The sequence below is a fragment of the Plantactinospora sp. BB1 genome (assembly GCF_003030385.1).
Lineage (GTDB): Bacteria > Actinomycetota > Actinomycetes > Mycobacteriales > Micromonosporaceae > Plantactinospora.
The window spans coordinates 4,949,440-4,968,970 of the sequence record NZ_CP028159.1; the positions used below are offsets into that span (position 1 = coordinate 4,949,440).

Consider the following 19,531-nt stretch of genomic DNA (forward strand, 5'->3'; position numbering starts at 1 on the left):
CTCCCCGGGCGTCAGCTGTCAGTAGCTGCCCAGGTCCTGCCACGGACCGTTGGGCTCGCCCGGCTGCTGGTTCCGGCTCCACCACCTGGCCTTCCAGGTGTGACCGTTGTGCGCGACCGTCTCGCCGCCGGTGTAGACCCAGGATGCGGTCCAGGCCCGGACACCGGCCCCGGCCGCCGGGACGAGAGCGCCCTGCTCCCGCCACGCGCCCGTCGTGGTGCTGCCCGGCTTCTCGTTCTGCGTCCACCACTGGGCGATGTAGGTCGCCCCGTTGTAGGACACCTGGTCGCCGTTGTTGTACACCTTCTTCGGGTCCCACGCCGGAACCGCCGGCTTCGGCTCGACCAGCGTGAAGGTGACGGTCGTGACGTTGCCCGCCACGTCGTACACCCGCAGCTCGTTCGCCCCGGGTACCGCCCCGAACACACCGGGCTTGACCCCGTTGAGGTCGGAGTAGGTGTCGTCGGTCAGGTCCTTCGGTACCCCGTTCAGGGTGAGCTTGTCGACCTTGCCGGCGTCGAAGAGCTTGAACGAGACCAGCTCGTACCCGGCGGCGGGCGTACCGACCGTCTCGGTGGCGCCGTCCTTCACCGTCACCGTCGGGCCCGTGACATCCAGCTCGAAGGTGAGCGTCGTGACGTTGCCCGCCACGTCGTACACCTTCAGTTCGTTGCTGCCGGCCCTGCCGCCGAAGACACCCGGCCGCACCCCGTTGAGGTCGGAGTAGGTGTTGTCGGTCAGGTCCTTCGGCACCCCGTTCAGGGTGAGCCGGTCGACCTTGCCGGCGTCGAAGAGCTTGAACGAGACCTCGCGGTAGACCCCGTCCCGCCCCTTCGACTCCGGCTTGACGGTGATCGTCGGAGCGGTCGTGTCGGGCGCGGCCGGGATCGCGATGTCGGTCCGCATCGAGGGCAGCTCGGCCTCGTCGCCGAGGTAGAAGCTGGCGAACCCGAACTGGTCGTAGCCGGTGTTCTTGTTCGCCACCCCGAGGCGGTACATCGGGTCGTGCATCAGCGTACGGATGCCGTACTCCGTCGGCGACAGGGTCGTGACGATGGCCAGGCGGTTGTCGGACGCGCGGAGCACCAGCTCCTCGCGCCAGTCGCCCAACAGGTCGGCCTTGAGCGTGGGCGTGCTCTTGTTGCCGGTCGACGTCAGACCGGTCGCGAGATACGGCGAGGTCGCGAAGGTCAGATCGTCGACCGTGCTGATGGTCGCGTTGCTGGCGGCCATCGCCGTCAGGCCACCGCCGAACCAGATGGCGTACTGGCCGCTGCTCAGGTTGCGGTTGCCGTTCAGGAGTTCGCCGGTGACCATGCTCCGGGCACCGTTCTGCGAGTGTCCCTGCGCACCGGGCCAGCGGTTGGAGAAGTTGCCGGCCACCGCGCCCTCGGCGTCGGTGCCCGCGTAGACGCCGAAGACCATCGAGTTCTCGTGGACGATCTGGCCCTGGTCGTTGCGCCGCTTGCCCTTCATCGGGTCGTGGGCCTCCGGTCCGGGCATCCAGCCGTGTTGCCGCCCGGTGCGGATGTCGTCGAGCAGGTTCTCCTCGCTGCCGGACCACATCCGGATGCTGTCGTCCTTGTCGACCGGGAGTAGTGCGTTGCGGTCGCCGTGCCGCAGCGGAGCCCAGGTGTTCTGCGGGTTGTTCCGGACCGCGTCGGTGGCGAACTCGAAGCTGCCGGCGACCGGGGGTACGCCGTTCTGCCCCTCGATCGTGGGCATGGTGTCGCCGTTGATCACCTCGGGCAGGATCTTGGTGCCGTCGGCGCTCAGGTCGAGAACCATGGCCTTCATCACGATCTCGTCGCGGCCGTCGCCGTCGAGGTCGCCCGAATCGGTGTGATGGTTGCCGCGGTTCTGGTAGTCGTAGGCGGTGCCGCCCAGCGACCAGTACTGCGGGTCGTTCGAGTCGAAGCTGGCCTGGAGGGTGACCTTGCCGTCGACGATCCGGAAGGCGGCCATCGTCGTCCGCACGTAGTAGCCGCGCTGCGAGACCGCATAGTTGTGCTTGCCGTCCAGGGCGGCCACGACGCCGACGTAGCGGTTGGCGCGGTTGCCCTGCGCGTCGCCCCAGACCGCCGCCTTCCAGGGGTGCTCAAGCCAGTACGCCTCCGAGGGGGCCATCATCTGCGACTTGTAGTCACCGGGCCCGCTACCGGCGCCGGGGCCGGGGTAGGCCAGGTAGGAGAAGTTGCCGCGCTGGGTGGCCGGCGTCATGGCCCAGTTGTCGCCGTCCACGCTCCCCTCGTAGGGATGCGGATACTTGGCGCTGTCCATGAGTACGCCCTTGCCGGCGGCGGCGTCCCAGCGGAAGGCCGAGAAGAACTCCTGGTCGTCCTTTGCCGGGCCGATCGGGCCGACGTGGTACGTCTTGATCCACCGCTTCAGAGCCGGATCGTTGACCCCGTCGTTGCCGCCTCCGGCCACCGGGCTGCGGTAGCTGATGGTGAAGCTGTTGAGCAGCGACCAGTAGGTGTCCAGCGCCGCGGTGTTGCCGCTGGCGAAGTACTCCTGGAACCTGTCCGTGGTCGTCTTCAGGCCGTCCTCGCCGCCCACGACGGTGCCGAGGGTGTTCGGGTAGACGACGGACTGCGACGCCTCGTCCCAGTTGCCGATGCGGGTGCCCAGCCCGGTCTTGAGCATCAGCTCGGCCTTGCCGTCACCGTCGAAGTCCTCGGTGAACAGCGTGGTCTCGTGGTCGTTGGCCGCCCGCACGTTGTAGCCCATGTCGACCCGGAACAGCATGGTGCCGTCGAGCTTGTACACGTCGATGTACTCGGGTGCGGTGGTGGTGTTGCTGCCGCCGAAGATCGGCTCGGAATACATCGGATCCTGCTGCGTGCTGCGCCACTTGACGACGATCTCGTATTCGCCGTCGCCGTCGAAATCGCCCACCGTCATGTCATGGGTGGAGTAGGGGCTGCTCTGCGAGGTGTGTATCGCGCCGGTGCTGGTCTTCGCGTAGGGAAGCGACGTGCCGGAATCCAGGTTCTTCACGTACTTGATGAACTCGGCTTCCAGTTCGTCGTAGAGCGCCTTGGTGATTTTGCCGTTCACCAGAGAGTTGGTCAGCGGCCGAGGGGCGGTGTAGGTGGCGACGCCGAGCGCGTTGGGGGTCATGTTGTGCTCGTTGAGCGCGGCGACCCAACCGTCCAACTGCTCCTGGGTCACGGTCGCCTGATCGTCGTACGCCACCCGGAACGCGCGCAGCAGGTTCATGTCGACGACGTACCAGTTCTGGTTCTCGGTACCCGGGATGACCATGTTGGCCGCGTTCAGGTTGGTACCCGGGCCGAACCGCTGGTTGCGGTAGGTGAAGTGGGCGAGCGGCACGGGAGCCGGCGCGGGCTTGAGCGGGATGTAGGTCGCCGCGCCCCGGCCCGCTTGGCCAGCCTGGCCGGCCAGGGCGGAGAGCATGGGCACGCTCATGCCCTGCCGCTCGCCCTCGACGCCGTTGATCACCGGAGCGACCTCGTAGACGGAGCCGAGCGCACCGTCCGGGTCGGTGTAGTTGGATGGGGTGACGTCTTCCTTGACGATGCCGGGGTTGGTCTCGTAGTTGCTCTCGGGCGCAACGTCCCTGGGCGCGATCGTGGTGATCTTCGCGAAGTCGGCGTCGCCGTCCTTGCGGTAGACGTTCCAGGAGATGCCGTCGGGTTCGTTGCCCAGGAAACGCCAACTCAGCAATATGCCGTCCGGGGTCTGGGCGGCGACCAGGCCGCGGGTCAGATACTCCATCGGGCGAAGGCTGGACGCGGGGGCAGCGCTCGCAGCCGGAGAACCGAAGCCGGACAGGGACAGACTCAGAACCAGCGTCAGTGGCAAGGGTACGAGGGTACGCAGTGTTTTTCGCACTTTTGTTCTCCATCTCGCATCGCCCGCCGTTGGGCAAGCGCTTTCCCAGCATCCTGCCGCCTACCGCCCCGTCGCGCAAGATCCATCTCCACTCGCGACCCGCACGTCACCTGCGCCGCCGAGCAGCCTGACGATCCGCGCACCCCGACCTTCACCAAAGCGAAGGCTTCTCCGAAAGTTTCAATAAAGTCGAATCTTTCGATGCACTCCCACGCCCTCATCCGACGAGGGATATCGTTCCCGGGTGCGCCTACCTTTGTTTGGGCCGGAGTAGTCGACCACCCTCGACTCCGCGCCTCCGACGTCGCGACACCTGAGCCGCCGCCCGGCTACCCGGTGCCGCTCGACGCCCTCCGGGCCGACCGGTCGCGTACCGCCGGCACGATGCCGCGCGGCAGGAACATCACCACCAGCACGAGCAGGATCGCGTAGACGGCGTAGGAGAGCACGCTCGGCGCGTAGCCGGGCATCCCGGGCTGGGTGCCGAGCGTGTTGAGCAGCTGGACGAGCAGGATGATCACGGTCGTGCCGACGAGAGCACCCCACAGGGTGCCGAGCCCGCCGACGACGGCCATCACCACGTACTCGATGGAGAGCAGCACCGGGAACGAGCCCGGCGCCAGATAGCCGAGATAGAAGGCGTAGATGCCGCCGGCCAGGCCGGCGAACGCGGCGGAGAGCGCGAAGACGGTGAGCCGGTAGCGCCCCACCGGCACCCCGCAGGCCGCCGCGGCGGTCTCGCTGCTGGCCAGCGCGTGCAGGCCACGGCCGGGGCGGGAGGCGACGATGTTGCGGGCCACCAGCAGGGTGAGCGCGACGGCGGCCCAGACCAGGTAGGCGTAGGAGAGGTCGTCGGCGAACTCGTAGCCGCCGACCGAGAGCCGTGGGATGCTCTGTAAGCCGATGGCACCGCCCGCCCAGTCCGCCCGGGCGACCAGGGAGAGCAGGATCAGTTGCATGGCGAGGGTGGCGAAGGCGAGATGGTGACCCCGCAGCCGCAACAGCGGCACCCCCACGACGACCGCGAACCCGGCGGAGACCAGCGGCGCGGCGAGCAGGCCGAGCACCGGCGGCAGGCTGTGCACGCTGAGCAGGCCCGCCGTGTAGGCACCGATCGCGTAGAAGGACGCCTGCCCGAGGGAGATCTGACCGGCGTACCCCATCAGCAGCGACAGCCCGACGGTGACCATCACGGCGAGGCCGAGCAGGACGTAGACGGTGAGGTGGCTGCCGGAGAGCAGCGGCGGCAGGGCGAGCGTCGCCGCCGCCACCGCCACCGCCGGCCCCCGCCGGGCCATCAGGCCGGCTCCTGCTCGGCCACCGGCGTCCGCACGGCCTGCCGCAGCATCACGGCGAGCAGCAGCACCAGCGCCACCTCCATCTGGTACGCGGCGTTGCCGTAACCGGCGACGAAGGACTGCGCCACGCCCAGCAGCACCCCACCGACGAGGGTGTGCAGCGGCCGCATCAACCCGCCGAAGACGGCGGCGGCGAAGCCACCGACGATCAGCGTGACGTCGTAGTCGAAGGTGACGAGCTGGATCGGCGTGACGAGCACTCCGGCGAGCCCGCCGAGCGCACCGCCGATGCCGAAGGCGAGCAGCCCCATTCGGACGACGTCGATCCCGACGACCTTCGCGGCGTACGGGTTGGAGGCGCACGCCGACAGCGCGCGGCCGATGTCGGTGCGGGCGAACAGCGCGGCCGTGCCGGCGAAGACGACGGCCGTCGCGCCGATGATCAGCAGGTAATGCGCCTGGAAGCGGACGCCGGCGAACTCGACCGCCCCGGGCACCCCGGCGAACGACCGGGGCTGGTCACCCCAGATCAACACCTCGACCGCGTACGCGAAGACGGCCAGCCCGAGCGTGATGATCAGTGACGCGCCGGGTGGGGTACCCGGCCTGCCGATCGCGACCAGCCCGACGAGCAGCCCGGCACCGGCACTGACCGCCACGGCGGAGAGCTCGGCCAGGCCGTGCGGCAGCCCGCTGGCCAGCAGGGTCGACGCGGTCAGCGCGGCGATCACCGCGAACGAGCCCTGGGCGAAGTTGACCACCCGGGTGACCCGGTGTACGACGACGAGGCCGCTGCCGACGAGCGCGAACGCGCAGCCGCCGCCGACGCCGGTGATCAGGTACTGGAGGAACTCCGTCACCCGGCGACTCCCAGATAGGCGTCGGCGACCCGTGGGTCGGCGGCCAGTTCCGCCGCGGTCCCGGCGACGACGACCCGCCCCGCCTCCAGCACGTACCCCCGGCTGCACAGGTCGAGGGCGAGTCGGGCGTTCTGTTCGATGAGGAGCACGGCGAGACCCTGTTCGGCGTTCAGCTCCCGCAGGTGCCGCACCAGGTCGGCGACGACGAGCGGGGCGAGGCCGAGGGAGAGCTCGTCGACCGCCAGCACGTCCGGCCGGGCCATCAGCGCCCGACCGACCGCCACCATCTGCTGTTCCCCGCCGGAGAGCTGACCGGCGCGGCGGCGACGCAACGGGGCCAGGCCGGGCAGGATCTGGTAGATCGGGCCGGTGTCGCGGTTGCGGATCCGCCAGCCGCCGAGCCGGAGGTTGTCGTCGACGGTCAGGTCGGGAAAGACCTGCCGCCCCTCCGGTACGTGGGCCAGCCGGCCGGAGATCGTCACCGTGCCGCCGGCCGGCCGCCGAATTCCGGAGAGCGTGTCGACCAGTGTCGACTTTCCCGCCCCGTTGGGACCGATCAGCGCCACCATCTCCCCGGCCGCCACGGTGAGGCTGACCTCGTGCAGCGCGACCGCGACGCCGTACCGGACGGTGAGGTCGACGACGTCGATCACCCGGGCACCCCTGTCCCGAGGTACGCGGCGACGACCGCCGGATCGGCCCGAACCTCGGCGGGGGTGCCCTCGGCGATCACCCGGCCGAGGTCGAGTACGGTGACCCGGTCGGCCAGCCGGTTCACGAAGGCGACATCGTGCTCGATGACCACCATCGTCAGGCCGCTCGCCTTCAGCTCCTCGAAGAGTCGGGCCAGTGCGTCCCGCTCGGCCGCGCGCAGTCCAGCCGCGGGCTCGTCGAGCAGGAGCAGCCGGGGTCGGCCGCAGAGCGCGCGGGCCACCTGGAGCGCGCGCTGCTGCCCCAGCGGCAGCGACTCCGCCGGCCGGTCGGCCCAGCCGGCGAGGCCGACCCGGGCCAACGCCTCCCGGGCGCTCTGCCGGATCTCCCGCTCCTCCCGGCGGTGCCCCGGCAGCCGGAACACCGCACCGGCGAAGCCCCCGCCGGTGACGGCGTGCGCGCCGACCATCGCGTTCTCCAGCGCCGTCATGCCGCGGAAGATCCGGGCGCCCTGGAAGACGACCCCGATGCCGAGCCGGGCCCGACGGTGGGCCGGCAGCCGGTCCACCCGGGTACCGGCGAGCACGATCGCGCCGGTACGCACCGCCAACTGGCCGCCGACCAGGTTGAACAGGGTGGACTTGCCGGCGCCGTTCGGCCCGATGACGGCACGCAGTTCCCCGTGCGCGACGTCGATGTCGACCTCCCGCACCGCGTACACGCCGCCGAAGGCGTGCGAGACACCGGCGACCCGCAGCAGCGGCTCGGTCACCTGCCCGCCACCACGGCGAGTTGCTCCCGGGCCCAGTCGGTGGGGACGAACGCGCCGCCCCGCACGGTGTTGACGGAGATGTAGTCGGCCCTGAGGCCGGCGTGGTCGGTGGCGCTGTAGGTGTAGGTGCCGTTCGGGGTGGTCACCGTCAACCCCTCCAGGGCGTCCCGGATCTTCGCCCGGTCGGTGCCGCCGGCCTTCTCGATCGCGGCGACGAGCAGCCGTACCCCGCTGTAGCCGTCCTGGGCGAACTGCGGTGGCGGGTACCCGTGCTTGGCCCGGAACGCACCGGCCAACTCGTCGATCGCCTGCTTCTGCGCGCCGTCCGGGAGGGTGTCGCCGACCACGCCGATCGAGCTGGCCACCAGCGCACCCTCGGCGGCCGGGCCGACCGGATCCAGCCAGAGCCTGCTGGCCTGCGCCCCGGTGAAGACCACCGGCACGTCGAGCCCGGCGGTGGCGTACTGCTTGGCCAGGGCCACCCCGGGGGCGCCGGTGGCCCAGACGACGAGTGCCTGCGCCCCCGAGGAGCGGACCTGGTTGAAGACGGCCGAGAACTCGGTGGTGGTGGTCTGGAACTCCGGGGTGGCGGTGAGGGTGACGCCGTGGCCGGGCGCCTTCTCCCGGGTACCGTCGAAGCCGGCCTTGGCGTATGAGCTGCGACCGTCGTACGCGACGGCGATCCTGGTGATGTCCTGCGCCTTGAGGTATTGCAGGATCCGGTCCGCATAGGTCGCCGAGGTGGCCGGCACGACGAAGACGTACGGGTGCACCGGGTCGACCTGCTCGTCGGCCGGGGTGAGCGAGATGTACGGGACCTTCTCCCGGTCGACCAGCGGGATGGTGGCCAGGGCGGAGTTGGAGAAGGGCGAGCCGATCACGGCGGCGACGTCGCGGCCGCGCAGGTCGTTGAAGGCCAGCACCGACTGGTCGGGCTGGCTCTTGTCGTCGCGGACGATCAGCTCCACCGTGCGGCCGAGCACCCCGCCGGCCGCGTTGATCTGCTCGACCGCGAGCGCCACGGACTTTTCGTTCTCGGTGCCGAGTGGTGCGTAGTTGCCGGTCAGGGAGACGATCTGGCCGACCCTGATCGGGCCGGCACCGTCTCCGGTGGACGGTTCGCCGCCGCAGCCGGCCGTGGCGACCGCCACGACGAGCGCGACGGCGGATACGGCGGTACGTCGCACGGTTGCCTCCCACCGCGAGGGAAAGCCCTGTCACGGAGACGCTAGACATCTATCGCACGCCGGTCAACATTCATGCCTAACGTTCTCGTGCCGAGACGGCGCCTCCCGCACCGCAACCGGGGGTCCGGGGTGTCCCGGCAGCCGACGGCGAGCAGCACAGGAACCGGCCCGCCGGGCACTCGGCGCCGGTCGAGGAGGGTCGAGCGGCTGTCGGACGACCCGGAATCTGTAAAGTCGGCGGCATGTCGATGCAGTCCGCGTCGCCCGCGGCCGACCTGCCCCGGGTGCAGGCCGGCGGCAGCCCGCAACACCTGCTGCTGACGTTGCTCGGCGACTACTGGTACGGCCAGCGCGCCCCGCTCCCCTCCGCGGCCCTGGTCGCACTGCTCGGCGAGTTCGGCATCACCGAGGTGAGCGCTCGGGCCGCGCTGAGTCGGCTGGCCCGGCGCGGGCTGCTGGAGCAGTCGAAGTCCGGCCGGCGCACCTCGTACGCCCTCAGCGAGCGGGCCGCCGGGGTGCTCGCCGAGGGGCGGGGCCACATCCTGTCCTTCGGCACCGGGCGGACACCGTGGACCGGCCGGTGGACCGTGGCCGCCTTCTCGGTACCCGAGGACGACAGGTCCCGGCGGCACGCCCTGCGTACCCGACTGGGCTGGCACGGCTTCGCTCCGCTCTACGACGGGCTCTGGGTCTCGCCGCACGAACGGGTCACCGAGGTGACGACGATCCTGGCCGAACTCGACATCGACCGGGCCACCGTCTTCACGGCGGAACTGGCCGACGGCGGGCCGACCGGCGGCCATCCGATCCACGCCTGGGACCTCTCCGCGCTGCGCGCCGAGTACGAGCGGATCCTCGCCGCGTACGAGCCGGTCCGGCGACGGTGGCGCACCGGCCGGATCGGCACCGCCGAGGCCCTCGTCGCGCGGACCGCGCTGATGGACGACTGGCGCACCATGCCGAGCCTCGACCCGGAGTTGCCGACCGAACTGCTGCCGGCGCGCTGGCCCCGGGCAGCGGCCCGGGCGCTCTTCGTCGAACTGTACGACGGCCTGACCGGCCTGGCCGAACAACGCGTGGTCCAGGTGGTCGCCGGGCACGATCCCAACCTCGCCGCGCTGGTGCGTACCCACACCAGCCAGGCGGGCGATATGTGACACTAGTCTTGACGCTAGGCACGTAGATAGTCAGACTCGGTCCAGACCCGAGGACGCCTCGGCCGCTCCGACGGCCCGGCCGGCTCGGGCCCACGTTTATGCACCGGACGACACCAGCTACAGGAGCAGCGGGGAGACCGGGATGGCCGAGCCAGCGTCGATCGTCGTGCGCCGTCGCCTGGAGTGGTCGGACACCGACCCGGCGGACCGGTGGCACTACGGGGTGGTGCTGCGGTTCGTGGAGAGTGCCGAGAAGGAGCTACAGGACCAGCTCGGCGTCACGGCGGCGGACGCCCGCTGGATGCCCCGGGTGAACCTCACCGTCGACTACCTGGCGGCCCTGCACTTCGGCGAGATCGCCGAGACCACCCTCGCGGTGGAGCACGTCGGGCGCGCCTCGCTGCGCTACGCCTTCACGGTCGCCCGGGACGACACGACGCTGGCCCGGGGAACGCTGACCGTGGTCTGGATCGACGCCGAGACGGGCCAGAGCAGTCCGTGGCCGGACCGGCTCCGCGCGCTGCTGACCGGGACCGGCTCGGCGGAGGGCTGACGCGTGCGGAGCACCATGGGCTCGATGCCGCTCTCCGTCGGGATGATGCTGCGCCGAGCCGCCGCGATGGGCCCGCACGCCCGGCTGGTCGGATACACCGAGGCCGGCCGGACGGAGTACGGCTGGCCCGAGCTGGCCGGTCGGGCACGCCGGCTGGCCAACGCGCTGGCCGCGCTCGGTGTCCGCCCGGGCGACCGGGTCGGCACGTACGCCTGCAACGGGCTGCCGCACCTGGAGCTGTGCTACGGCGTGCCACTGGCCGGCGCGGTACTGCAACCGCTGAACACCCGGCTGCACCCGGATCAGGTGGCGGCGATCGCCGCGCACGCCGAGGACCGGACGATCTTCGTGACCGCCTCCCTGACCGGCCAGTTCGCGCCGATCCGGCGCCGGCTCTCCGGGGTACGGCACTACGTCGTGCTGCCGGACGGCGGCGCGACACACCCGGACTTCGCCGACGCGACCGACTACGAGCAGCTCCTGGCGAGCGCGCCGGAGGACGAGCCGGCGGAGGTGGACGAGTGGAGCGCGGCGTGCCTCTGCTACACCAGTGGCACCACCGGCCGCCCGAAGGGTGTCGTCTACTCGCACCGCTCGCTGACCCTGCACGCGATGAGCGGCCTCTTCGTCGACTCGTTCGCGATCCGGGAACGCGACGTCGTACTCCCGCTGACCCCGCTCTTCCACGCCCTCTCCTGGGGCATGCCGTACTCGGCGGCGCTGGCCGGGGCCGGTCTGGTCCTCGCCGGCTCGGACACCAGCCCGGCCACCGTCGTACGCCTCGTCCGGGACGAGCGGGTGACCGTCGCGGCCGGGGTGCCGACCTTCTGGCTCGCCGTCGACCAGCTCGCGCCGGAGCCGGAGGAGTTGGCCAGCCTGGACCGGATCCTCTGTGGCGGCTCGGCGGTGCCGCTGGAGCTGATCCAGCGCTACCAGCGGCGCGGCGTCGCCATGCGACAGGGCTGGGGCATGACCGAGATGTCGCCGTCCGGCAACCTGACCATGGTCCGCCGGCATCTGGAGGAACAGCCGGAACAGTGTCGGCAGGCACTGCACGCCACCCAGGGGGTGCCGACCGCCGGGGTGGAGCTGCGGGTGGTCGACCCGGACGGCGTGGTACTGCCGCACGACGGACGGTCCGCCGGTGAGATCGAGGTACGCGGACCGTGGGTCACCGAGTCGTACCACCGGCCGGAGGACGACGCCAACACCGCCCGGTTCCGGGACGGCTGGCTACGCACCGGCGATCTCGGCACCGTCGACGGCGACGGCTACCTCCACCTGCTCGACCGCGCCAAGGATCTGATCAAGTCGGGCGGCGAGTGGATCAGCTCGATCGAGCTGGAGAACCACCTCATGGACCACCCGGCGGTGGCCCAGGCCATGGTGATCGCCGTACCGCATCCGATCTGGGGCGAACGCCCCGCCGCGCTCGTCGTCGCCTGCGCCGAGGTCTCCGCCGAAGCGCTCGCCGTGCACCTGCGGCCCCGGGTGGCGAGCTGGTGGCTGCCCGACATCGTCCGGTTCGTCGACGCGCTGCCGACGACGGCGACCGGCAAGTTCGACAAGGTGGCGGCCCGCCGGACCTGGCAGGACGAGTTGGCGGCCGAGCTGGCCTCGACAACGGAAGGACAGCCGTGAGCGAGCGAATCAGCCAGCTCGGTGCGGTCGTGCCTCATGGCGGCACGGAGCGAAGCGGAGTGCCGGCATGAGCGAGCGGAGCGAGCGAATCAGCCAGCTCAGTGCGACCGTGCCTCATGGCGGCACGGAGCGAAGCGGAGTGCCGGCATGAGTGAATTGTTGGCGGAGCGGGTCGCGGTGGTCACCGGAGCGGCGCGCGGGATCGGCAGGGCGACGGCCGAACTGCTCGCCGGGCACGGTGCCCGGGTGGTCTGCGCCGACCTGGACGGCGAGGCCCTCGCGCGTACCGTCGGATCGCTCGGCGGTCGCGGGGTCGCGGTCGCCGCCGATCTGACCGTGCCGGCGGCGCCGGCCGAGGTCGTCGCCCGCGCTGTCGACGAGTACGGGCGGCTCGACATCGTGGTCAACAATGCCGGCTACACCTGGGACGGCATCTTCCACAGGATGACCGACGAGCAGCTGACCGCCATGCTCGACATCCACCTCACGGCGCCGTTCCGGCTGCTCCGCGCCGCCGCCCCGGTGCTGCGTGAGGCCGCCAAGCGCGACGCCGCCGAGGGCCGCGAGATCTTCCGCAAGGTGGTCAACGTGACCTCGATCGCCGGCACGATGGGCAACGTCGGCCAGGCCAACTACGCCGCCGCAAAGGCCGCCCTGACCGGTCTCACCAGGACGCTCGCCAAGGAGTGGGCCCGTTGAAAATCAACGTCAACGCGGTGGCGTTCGGCTTCGTGCAGACCCGGCTGACCGCCGACGCCACCGAGGCCGGCACCTTCGACCATGGTGAGCACCGGATCCCGCTGGGCATCCCCGGCGCCGTCCGGGAACGGGCCGCGGCGCGCATCCCACTGGGCCGGCCCGCCACCCCGGCGGAGGCTGCCGGCGGCATCTTCCTGCTCTGCTCGCCGTGGTCGAACTTCGTCCACGGCCAGGTGCTCACCGTCGCCGGTGGGCAGGCCGAAGGGATGAGCTGAGATGCGCTCCGCCAGGCACCCCGCCGACCTCGCCGGGAGCCGGTGATGCGGCTCTCCGACGTGGCGATCCCGGTCAACCTGGTCTGGTCCTCGCCGTTCTGTCGCTGGCAGGGCCCACTCGCCGAGATGTCCAGCGTGGACCTCGCGGTCGACGTGACCGCCCGGGCGCTGACCAGGGGCGGGATGCCAGCCTCCGAGATCGGTCAGGTCGCCTTCGGCAGCACCGTGCCGCAGCCGGCCTCCTTCTACGGCGCCACCACCATCACCCCACGGCTCGGGCTCGACACCGTCACCGGTCCGGCCATCGCCCAGGCCTGCGCCACCTCGGTGGCGGTGGTGCAGGCCGCCGCCGTACAGGTCGAGCTCGGTGCCCACCGCACCGTACTCGCGCTGGCGGCCGACCGCACCAGCAACGGCCCGCTGCTGGTCTGGTCGGCACAGCGCAGCCCGGGCGCCGCGCCACGGACCGAGCACTGGGTACTCGACCCGATGCGGCACGACCCGAACACCGGCCAGTCCATGCTCGACACCGCCGAGCACGTGGCCGCCGAGGAGGGCTACTCCCGTGCCGAGATCGACGCCGTCACGCTGCTGCGCCACGAGCAGTACCGGTCGGCCGCCGACCTGCGCCCCGGCCACCTGGTGGAGGTGCACGTGCCCGGCCGGCACGGGAACGTGGTGGTCGACGACGACCACGGCGTGCACGACACCACGGCCGACGGGCTCGCCGCGCTCTCCCCGGTCCGGCCGGACGGCGTCGTGACGTACGGGTCGCAGACCCATCCCGGCGACGGTACCGCCGCGGCGGTGCTCAGCACGGTCGACCGGGCCCGCGAACTCGGCGGCGGTACGGGCGTCGCCCGGGTGCTCGCGATCGGCTTCGCCCGCACCGACCGGGCCCGGATGCCCCGGGCGCCACTGCCGGCGGCCCGCGCCGCGCTCGCCGACGCCAACCTCGACATCACCGGCATCGACGTGGTGACCACGCACAACCCGTTCGCCGTCAACGACCTCTACTTCGCCCGGCAGACCGGCTTCGCGCTGGACCGGATGAATCCGTACGGTTGCAGCCTGGTCTACGGGCACCCGCAGGGGCCGACCGGCCTGCGTGCGATCGCCGAACTCGTCGCCGCGCTGCACGCCCGGGGCGGTGGACGCGGCCTTTTCACCGGATGCGCGGCCGGTGACACCGCCGCCGCCCTGGTGCTGGAGGTGACCGACTGATGTCGTTCGACGGGTCCGTCGTCGGCCGCTGGAGCGAGCCGCGCCGGTTCGACGTCACCCCGCCCGGCGTGGCCGGCTACGCCGACGCCGTCGGCGGGCCCTCCCCGGTCTACGCCGTGGTCCCCGCCATGGAGCTGGTCTTCGCCGTCGCCGGTACCGCCGCCCCGGCCGAGCTGCGCGCCAGGGTCGTGCACGGCCAGCAGGACATCTTCTTCCACCGCCGGCTGCCGGTCGGCGAGACGGTCACCGTCCGCGCCGCCGTGCTCGGGCTGCACGGCAAGCGCAGCGGCACCGTCGCCACCATCGGAGTCCGGACGTACGACGCCGACGGCGCGCTCCTGAACGAGCAGTACGTCACCGAGTTCTACCGGGGCATCCCGACCGACCTGCGGCTGGGCACCCCCTCCCCCGCCCTGCCGGCCGACGCGCCCGACGGCCCGCCGCTGCGTACCGGGACCGCACCCCTGCCGCTCGACCTGCCCCGTCGCTACGCCGACGCCTCCGGCGACCGCAACCCGATCCACCTCGACGAGGAGTTCGCCCGCGCCGCCGGGCTGCCCGGCGTCATCGTGCACGGTCTGGCCAGTCTCGCCGTGGCCAGCCACACCGTGCTCGCCGACGGGGCCGAGCCGGCGCGGCTGAGCTGCCGCTTCACCCGACCGATCGCACCCGGCGACACCCTCACCACCCGGGTCTGGGCCGACGGTGCCGGACACCGGTTCGAGAGCGTGGACCGGGCCGGCGCCGTGGTGCTCGGCGCCGGCCTGGCCGAACTCACCCGACCGGTCATCTGACCTCGGGCGTTGCCGTCGACGCCCGGTACGTCGTCATTGACTGCACACCGCGCCGTTCAGGGTGAACTGGCTCGGCGCCTGGTTCGCCCCGCTGTAGCTGCCCTGGACGCCGAACGTGACGCTGGCCGCGACCCCGATCGCGGCGTTGTACGAGACGTTGCGGGCGGTCACCTGCGCGCCGGACTGGTTGACCGTGGCGTTCCAGGCGTTCGTCACCTGCTGGTTGCCCGGCCAGCTCCACTGCACGGTCCAGCCGTTGACGGCGGTGGTCGAGGTGTTGGTGACCGTCACGCTGGCGGTGAAGCCGCCGGTCCAGCTGTTGGCCGTGTAGCCGACCCGGCAGGCACCCGCCGACGGCGGCGGGGTGGTCGTGGACGGCGGTGGGGTGGTCGTCGGCGGCACGCTCGGCGAGGTGGTGGGCGTACCGGTGGTCGGGTTCGGGGTCGGCGTTCCACCGGCGAGACCGAAGAACTGCACCGCCGCCTGCGCCATCCCGCTCATCGGCAGGCTGTGGCCGGCACCGTTGACGCTGATCGCCTCGATCAGCGTGACGCCGCCACTGGTCCAGCGCCGCCGGTTCCAGTTCGGCTGCGGCGTGTCCGTGGAGGTCGGGGTGAGGCTCAGCCCGTGCACGTTGGTCCACTGGTCGACCGCCTCCTGGAGCAGTTGGAACGGCACCAGGGTGTCGTTGGTGCCGTGCCACAGCTGGATGCGCGGGCGGGTGCCGCTGTAGCCGGGGTACGCCTGGCGGACGGCGTCACCCCACTGCTGGGGTGTCCGGTCCATCCGCCCGTTGACGCACTGGCTGTTCTGTGGCGGGAAGTCGGCGGCGTTGGCGAAGCAGTTGAACGGCACCCCCATGAACGCCGCGCCCGCCTTGAAGACGTCCGGATAGAGCGCGAGCATGGCGTTGGTCATCATGCCGCCGGAGGAACTGCCCGTCGCGTAGACCCGGTTCGGGTCACCGGCGTACTGCCGTTGGACGTACGTCACCATCGACATGATCGACACCGGGTCACTGCCGCCGCCCCGGCGCTTGGACGCCGCCGACCAGACGTCGAAGCAGTTGCCGAAGCCCGCCTGCTGGGTCGCGGTCGGGTAGATCACGATGAACCCGTACCGGTCGGCCTGGGAGGCGAACTCGCTGCCGGAGTAGAAGCCCGGACCCGAGCCGCCGCAGCCGTGCATCGCCACCACGATCGCCGGGTTGGCGGGACGGGAGTCCGGGACGTAGACGTGCATCCGCATGCCGCCCGGGTTGTCACCGAAGCTGGTCACCTCGACCAGGGAGGCCGCCTGGGCCGGTGGGGCGAGCATGATCCCGGCGGTCGCCGCGAGCGCCGTGGAAGCCAACGCGACGAGCGTCACCCGGACTCGACGCCTGATCCTTTCATTGATAGACATCATTGCAGCAAGCTAGCAACTTGAATGACGGTCGTCAATAAAATGTCTTAGAGTGGCGCGCGACGGTTCCCGATGACCGCTCTGAGCAGGGCGACCGGCCCCGGCACCCGGAAATCTCGCCGCACCGTGACCGCCCGGACACCCGACCCGCTCACCCGACAGACGCCGCCCGGGACGGACTCGGGTACCCCGAGACACGTCACCAGAGGAGGGCAGGGCCTCCGGGAATGCGGACGTTTACTCCTGATCCGGAAGGTCGAACCGCCGCGCCGGGCTCACGCGGGCCAGCGGGCGCACCCCGGCCTCGACCGTCCCGTACCCCAACGCTGAACACATCCATTGACGGACGTCACAGTGACTCCTATATTGACGATAGTCACTCATGTGGACGCGGAGTGAGGTGGGGCGACGGGGTCGGTGCAGGCCGACCCCGTCGCGCGAGAGGCGGCCGTTGGAGGTCACCTGCCGGCGGCCCGGGCTTCCTCGCCGCAACGGGCGCTCACCGGGACCGACCGGTCCGCTCGTGACCACCCGGCCGCAGCGACCGGTGCCGGCGCACGGCCGCGCTGGCCACGGTCAGTCGACGTACCCGGGCGCGGCCGCGGTGAGAGTGCAACCGGAGGAGGAAATGTGTTTGGGAGAGCAGTTCGCCGAGGTCGCGCGACGATCCTGTCGGTGTCGGGGGTCGCGGCCGCCGCAGGCGTCGCGCTGCTGGTGGCGACCGCGATGCCGTCGGGTGCCGCCGCGCCCCGAGCGGCGGGGGTAGCCGGGTCGGACACCAGCGCCGGCGTCCTCGCCGCCACCGCCGGATGCGGTCGGGCACCGACGCTGACCAGCGGCACACATTCGATACAGAGCGGTGGGAAGACCCGCAGCTTCGTCCTGAGAATCCCCGACAACTACGACAACAGCCGCCCCTACCGGCTGGTGTTCGGATTCCACTGGTTGGGCGGCAACGCCAACTCCGTCGTCAGCCAGAGCTACTACGGACTGCTGCCGCTGTCGAACAACAGCACCATCTTCGTCGCCCCGGAGGGCCTCAACAACGGCTGGGCCAACTCCGGCGGCGAGGACGTGACCTTCACCGACAACATGATCCACACGATCGGAAACGCGCTCTGCGTCGACACCGCACAGCTGTTCTCCCTGGGATTCAGCTACGGCGGCGGGATGAGCTACGCACTGGCCTGTGCCCGGGCCGACGTCTTCCGGGCGGTCGCGATCTACGCGGGTGGCGTGATCAGCGGGTGCAACGGCGGGAACCAGCCCATCGCGTACCTTCAGGCACACGGGCTCAGTGACAACGTGCTCAGCATCTCCGGCGGACGAGCGATGCGCGACAGGTTCGTCAGGAACAACGGCTGCACGGCGGCGAGTCCGCCCGAACCGGCGCAGGGCAGCGGGAGGCACACCGAGTACCACTACTCCGGCTGCTCGGCCGGGCACCCGGTCGCCTGGTACGCGTTCGACGGCGGCCACACCCCCACACCGCAGGACGCCGGCTCCAACACCGCCTGGCTCCCCCAGGAGACGTGGGAGTTCTTCACACAGTTCCAGAGCACGCCGACGCCGGGACCGAGCACACCGACACCGGGGCCGACCGCTCCGACGCCGGGACCCACCACACCGTCGCCCTCCACCGGCGGCTGCCGGGTCAGCAGCACCGTGAACGCGTGGAGCACGGGCCTGACCGAAAGCATCACCATCACCAACACCGGTACGACCCCGGTCAACGGCTGGTCCCTGGTCTTCACCCTGCCGAGCGGCCAGACCATCACCTCCAGCTGGAACGCCAGCTACTCGCCGGCCTCCGGCCAGGTGACGGCCAGGAACGCCTCCTACAACGCCACCATCGCCCGCGACGCGTCGGTCACCTTCGGCTTCCAGGCCACCCACACCGGCAACACGGCCAGGCCGACCTCGTTCACCCTCAACGGCGCGGCCTGCGCCCTCGCCTGACCATCGCCGAAAGCCCGGGGGGTGGAGCCTCGACCCGGCTCCACCCCCGAGCCATGCCATCCGCCGCAGAGCCGAGGAAGCGGCGAGCGCTATCCTCCCCGCATGGCTGGCAGCACCCTCACCGCCTGGCTGGTCGATTCCGACCCGGCCCTGCGCTGGCAGGTCGAGCGGGACCTCCTCCGTCTGCCCGAGGAGGTGTGGACCGCCACCAGGGCGAGAGTCGCGACCCACGGATTCGGCGCGCGACTGCTCGCCCTCCAGGACCCCGACGGGCAGTGGGCGGGCGGGGCGTTCTTCCCCGGCGGCTTCGACTTCGACGGCCCGGAGGCGCAGCAGGGCGCTCAGCCATGGACAGCGACCACGTGGACGTTGAACTCGCTGCGGGAGTGGGGGCTCGACGCGGGTGCGCTCGCCGACACGGCGCCGCGGCTCGCGGCGAACAGTCGTTGGGAGTACGACAACCTGCCCTACTGGGGCGGTGAGGTGGACTGCTGCATCAACTCGTGGACGCTGTCCAACGGGCTCTGGCTCGGTGCCGACGTCGACGGCCTCGTCGACTGGTTCCTCGCCCACCGGCTGGCGGACGGCGGATGGAACTGCGAGTGGGTGAACGGCGCGACGAGATCCTCGTTCCACTCCACCCTGAACGTCCTGAAGGGGCTACTCGACTACGAGCGGGTGACGGGCGACAGGGAGCGGGTGCGTGACGCGCGACGCAGCGGCGAGGAATACCTGCTCACGCGCGGGCTGTACCGCCGGCTCTCGACGGGCGAGCCGGTCGGCCCCTGGGCGCTGCACCTGGCGTACCCGTTCCGCTGGTTCTACAGCGTGCTGAACGCTGCGGACTACTTCCGCGCCGCGGCGCTCCACGACGGCACCGTCCCGGACGAGCGCATGGCGGACGGGATCGCGCGGATCCGTGCCGCCCGGCAGCCCGACGGCACGTGGCTGCAGGAACGGCGGCATCCGGGCCAGGTGTGGTTCGAGGTCGACGTCCCGGCGGGCCAGCCGTCGAAGTGGCTGACCTTCTTCGCGACCAGAGTGCTCGGGTGGTGGGACGACCTCGGGCCCGCCAGCCCCGGCCCGGCCGAGCTGGATCCCGTCCGGAAGGCGAAGACGGAGCCAGCCTGACGCCGCCGGTCTGATCAGTGGATGTCGCCTGTCACGTCTCGGGCGGGAAGCGCCCAGGACGACGTGGC

Annotated in this window: 16 protein-coding genes; 9 read left to right on the forward strand and 7 right to left on the reverse strand. The window is 71.2% G+C overall.

Features of this window, described 5'->3' with window-relative positions:
• Positions 1-18: 18 nt before the first annotated feature.
• From C6W10_RS39500 to C6W10_RS21520, 6 genes are all read right to left on the reverse strand, one after another.
• On the reverse strand, positions 19-3,741 hold the full coding sequence (locus C6W10_RS39500) for a carbohydrate-binding protein (protein WP_159104698.1): 3,723 nt from the start codon (positions 3,739-3,741) through the stop codon (positions 19-21).
• Positions 3,742-4,187: 446 nt separating this feature from the next.
• Positions 4,188-5,156 (reverse strand): branched-chain amino acid ABC transporter permease, encoded by a 969-nt coding sequence (locus C6W10_RS21500; RefSeq protein ID WP_107259958.1) that lies wholly within the window; start codon positions 5,154-5,156, stop codon positions 4,188-4,190.
• Positions 5,156-6,016 carry a branched-chain amino acid ABC transporter permease gene (locus C6W10_RS21505; RefSeq protein ID WP_107259960.1) on the reverse strand — a complete coding sequence of 287 codons (861 nt, stop codon included), beginning with the start codon at positions 6,014-6,016 and terminating at the stop codon, positions 5,156-5,158. The genes C6W10_RS21500 and C6W10_RS21505 overlap by 1 nt, the downstream gene beginning before the upstream one ends.
• Positions 6,013-6,669: an ABC transporter ATP-binding protein gene (locus C6W10_RS21510; RefSeq protein WP_107259962.1), complete on the reverse strand. Its 657-nt coding sequence runs from the start codon at positions 6,667-6,669 to the stop codon at positions 6,013-6,015. Before C6W10_RS21510 ends, C6W10_RS21505 begins: the two co-directional genes overlap by 4 nt.
• Positions 6,666-7,439 carry an ABC transporter ATP-binding protein gene (locus C6W10_RS21515; RefSeq protein WP_234361372.1) on the reverse strand — a complete coding sequence of 258 codons (774 nt, stop codon included), beginning with the start codon at positions 7,437-7,439 and terminating at the stop codon, positions 6,666-6,668. Before C6W10_RS21515 ends, C6W10_RS21510 begins: the two co-directional genes overlap by 4 nt.
• The gene (locus tag C6W10_RS21520) at positions 7,436-8,626 is read right to left on the reverse strand and encodes an ABC transporter substrate-binding protein (protein ID WP_107259964.1); all 1,191 of its coding nucleotides are present in this window, start codon (positions 8,624-8,626) and stop codon (positions 7,436-7,438) included. Before C6W10_RS21520 ends, C6W10_RS21515 begins: the two co-directional genes overlap by 4 nt.
• Before the next feature lie 242 nt (positions 8,627-8,868).
• On the opposite strand from C6W10_RS21520, the gene C6W10_RS21525 reads away from it, so the two are divergent.
• The 7 genes from C6W10_RS21525 (at position 8,869) to C6W10_RS21550 (ending at position 14,969) form a co-directional block, all read left to right on the forward strand.
• Positions 8,869-9,783, forward strand: coding sequence for a PaaX family transcriptional regulator C-terminal domain-containing protein (locus tag C6W10_RS21525; protein WP_199853175.1), 915 nt, complete (start codon positions 8,869-8,871; stop codon positions 9,781-9,783).
• A gap of 142 nt (positions 9,784-9,925) precedes the next feature.
• Positions 9,926-10,336 (forward strand): thioesterase family protein, encoded by a 411-nt coding sequence (locus C6W10_RS21530; protein WP_107259966.1) that lies wholly within the window; start codon positions 9,926-9,928, stop codon positions 10,334-10,336.
• 24 nt (positions 10,337-10,360) lie between these two features.
• Positions 10,361-11,977: a long-chain-fatty-acid--CoA ligase gene (locus tag C6W10_RS21535; RefSeq protein WP_159104699.1), complete on the forward strand. Its 1,617-nt coding sequence runs from the start codon at positions 10,361-10,363 to the stop codon at positions 11,975-11,977.
• Positions 11,978-12,124: 147 nt separating this feature from the next.
• On the forward strand, positions 12,125-12,676 hold the full coding sequence (locus tag C6W10_RS21540) for an SDR family NAD(P)-dependent oxidoreductase (RefSeq protein ID WP_199853715.1): 552 nt from the start codon (positions 12,125-12,127) through the stop codon (positions 12,674-12,676).
• On the forward strand, positions 12,673-12,951 hold the full coding sequence (locus C6W10_RS39755) for an SDR family oxidoreductase (protein ID WP_199853716.1): 279 nt from the start codon (positions 12,673-12,675) through the stop codon (positions 12,949-12,951). The genes C6W10_RS21540 and C6W10_RS39755 overlap by 4 nt, the downstream gene beginning before the upstream one ends.
• 45 nt (positions 12,952-12,996) lie before the next feature.
• On the forward strand, positions 12,997-14,175 hold the full coding sequence (locus tag C6W10_RS21545) for a thiolase family protein (protein WP_107259970.1): 1,179 nt from the start codon (positions 12,997-12,999) through the stop codon (positions 14,173-14,175).
• Positions 14,175-14,969 (forward strand): MaoC/PaaZ C-terminal domain-containing protein, encoded by a 795-nt coding sequence (locus tag C6W10_RS21550; protein ID WP_107259972.1) that lies wholly within the window; start codon positions 14,175-14,177, stop codon positions 14,967-14,969. The genes C6W10_RS21545 and C6W10_RS21550 overlap by 1 nt, the downstream gene beginning before the upstream one ends.
• 33 nt (positions 14,970-15,002) lie before the next feature.
• Here the strand turns inward: C6W10_RS21550 and C6W10_RS21555 are convergent, their stop codons facing one another.
• Positions 15,003-16,373: a PHB depolymerase family esterase gene (locus C6W10_RS21555; RefSeq protein WP_107259974.1), complete on the reverse strand. Its 1,371-nt coding sequence runs from the start codon at positions 16,371-16,373 to the stop codon at positions 15,003-15,005.
• Positions 16,374-17,048: 675 nt separating this feature from the next.
• On the opposite strand from C6W10_RS21555, the gene C6W10_RS21560 reads away from it, so the two are divergent.
• Positions 17,049-18,332 (forward strand): cellulose binding domain-containing protein, encoded by a 1,284-nt coding sequence (locus C6W10_RS21560; RefSeq protein WP_234361373.1) that lies wholly within the window; start codon positions 17,049-17,051, stop codon positions 18,330-18,332.
• A gap of 102 nt (positions 18,333-18,434) precedes the next feature.
• Positions 18,435-19,463: a squalene cyclase gene (locus tag C6W10_RS21565; protein WP_107259976.1), complete on the forward strand. Its 1,029-nt coding sequence runs from the start codon at positions 18,435-18,437 to the stop codon at positions 19,461-19,463.
• The last annotated feature ends 68 nt before the right edge of the window (positions 19,464-19,531 follow it).

Excerpts from the sequence above, each read along its gene's own strand:
- C6W10_RS39500 (WP_159104698.1), bottom strand. The coding sequence starts at position 3,741 with ATGGAGTATCTGACCCGCGGCCTGGTCGCCGCCCAGACCCCGGACGGC.
- C6W10_RS21500 (WP_107259958.1), bottom strand. The coding sequence starts at position 5,156 with ATGGCCCGGCGGGGGCCGGCGGTGGCGGTGGCGGCGGCGACGCTCGCC.
- C6W10_RS21525 (WP_199853175.1), top strand. The coding sequence starts at position 8,869 with ATGTCGATGCAGTCCGCGTCGCCCGCGGCCGACCTGCCCCGGGTGCAG.
- C6W10_RS21530 (WP_107259966.1), top strand. The coding sequence starts at position 9,926 with ATGGCCGAGCCAGCGTCGATCGTCGTGCGCCGTCGCCTGGAGTGGTCG.
- C6W10_RS21535 (WP_159104699.1), top strand. The coding sequence starts at position 10,361 with ATGCCGCTCTCCGTCGGGATGATGCTGCGCCGAGCCGCCGCGATGGGC.
- C6W10_RS21540 (WP_199853715.1), top strand. The coding sequence starts at position 12,125 with ATGAGTGAATTGTTGGCGGAGCGGGTCGCGGTGGTCACCGGAGCGGCG.
- C6W10_RS21545 (WP_107259970.1), top strand. The coding sequence starts at position 12,997 with ATGCGGCTCTCCGACGTGGCGATCCCGGTCAACCTGGTCTGGTCCTCG.
- C6W10_RS21550 (WP_107259972.1), top strand. The coding sequence starts at position 14,175 with ATGTCGTTCGACGGGTCCGTCGTCGGCCGCTGGAGCGAGCCGCGCCGG.
- C6W10_RS21555 (WP_107259974.1), bottom strand. The coding sequence starts at position 16,373 with ATGTCTATCAATGAAAGGATCAGGCGTCGAGTCCGGGTGACGCTCGTC.
- C6W10_RS21565 (WP_107259976.1), top strand. The coding sequence starts at position 18,435 with ATGGCTGGCAGCACCCTCACCGCCTGGCTGGTCGATTCCGACCCGGCC.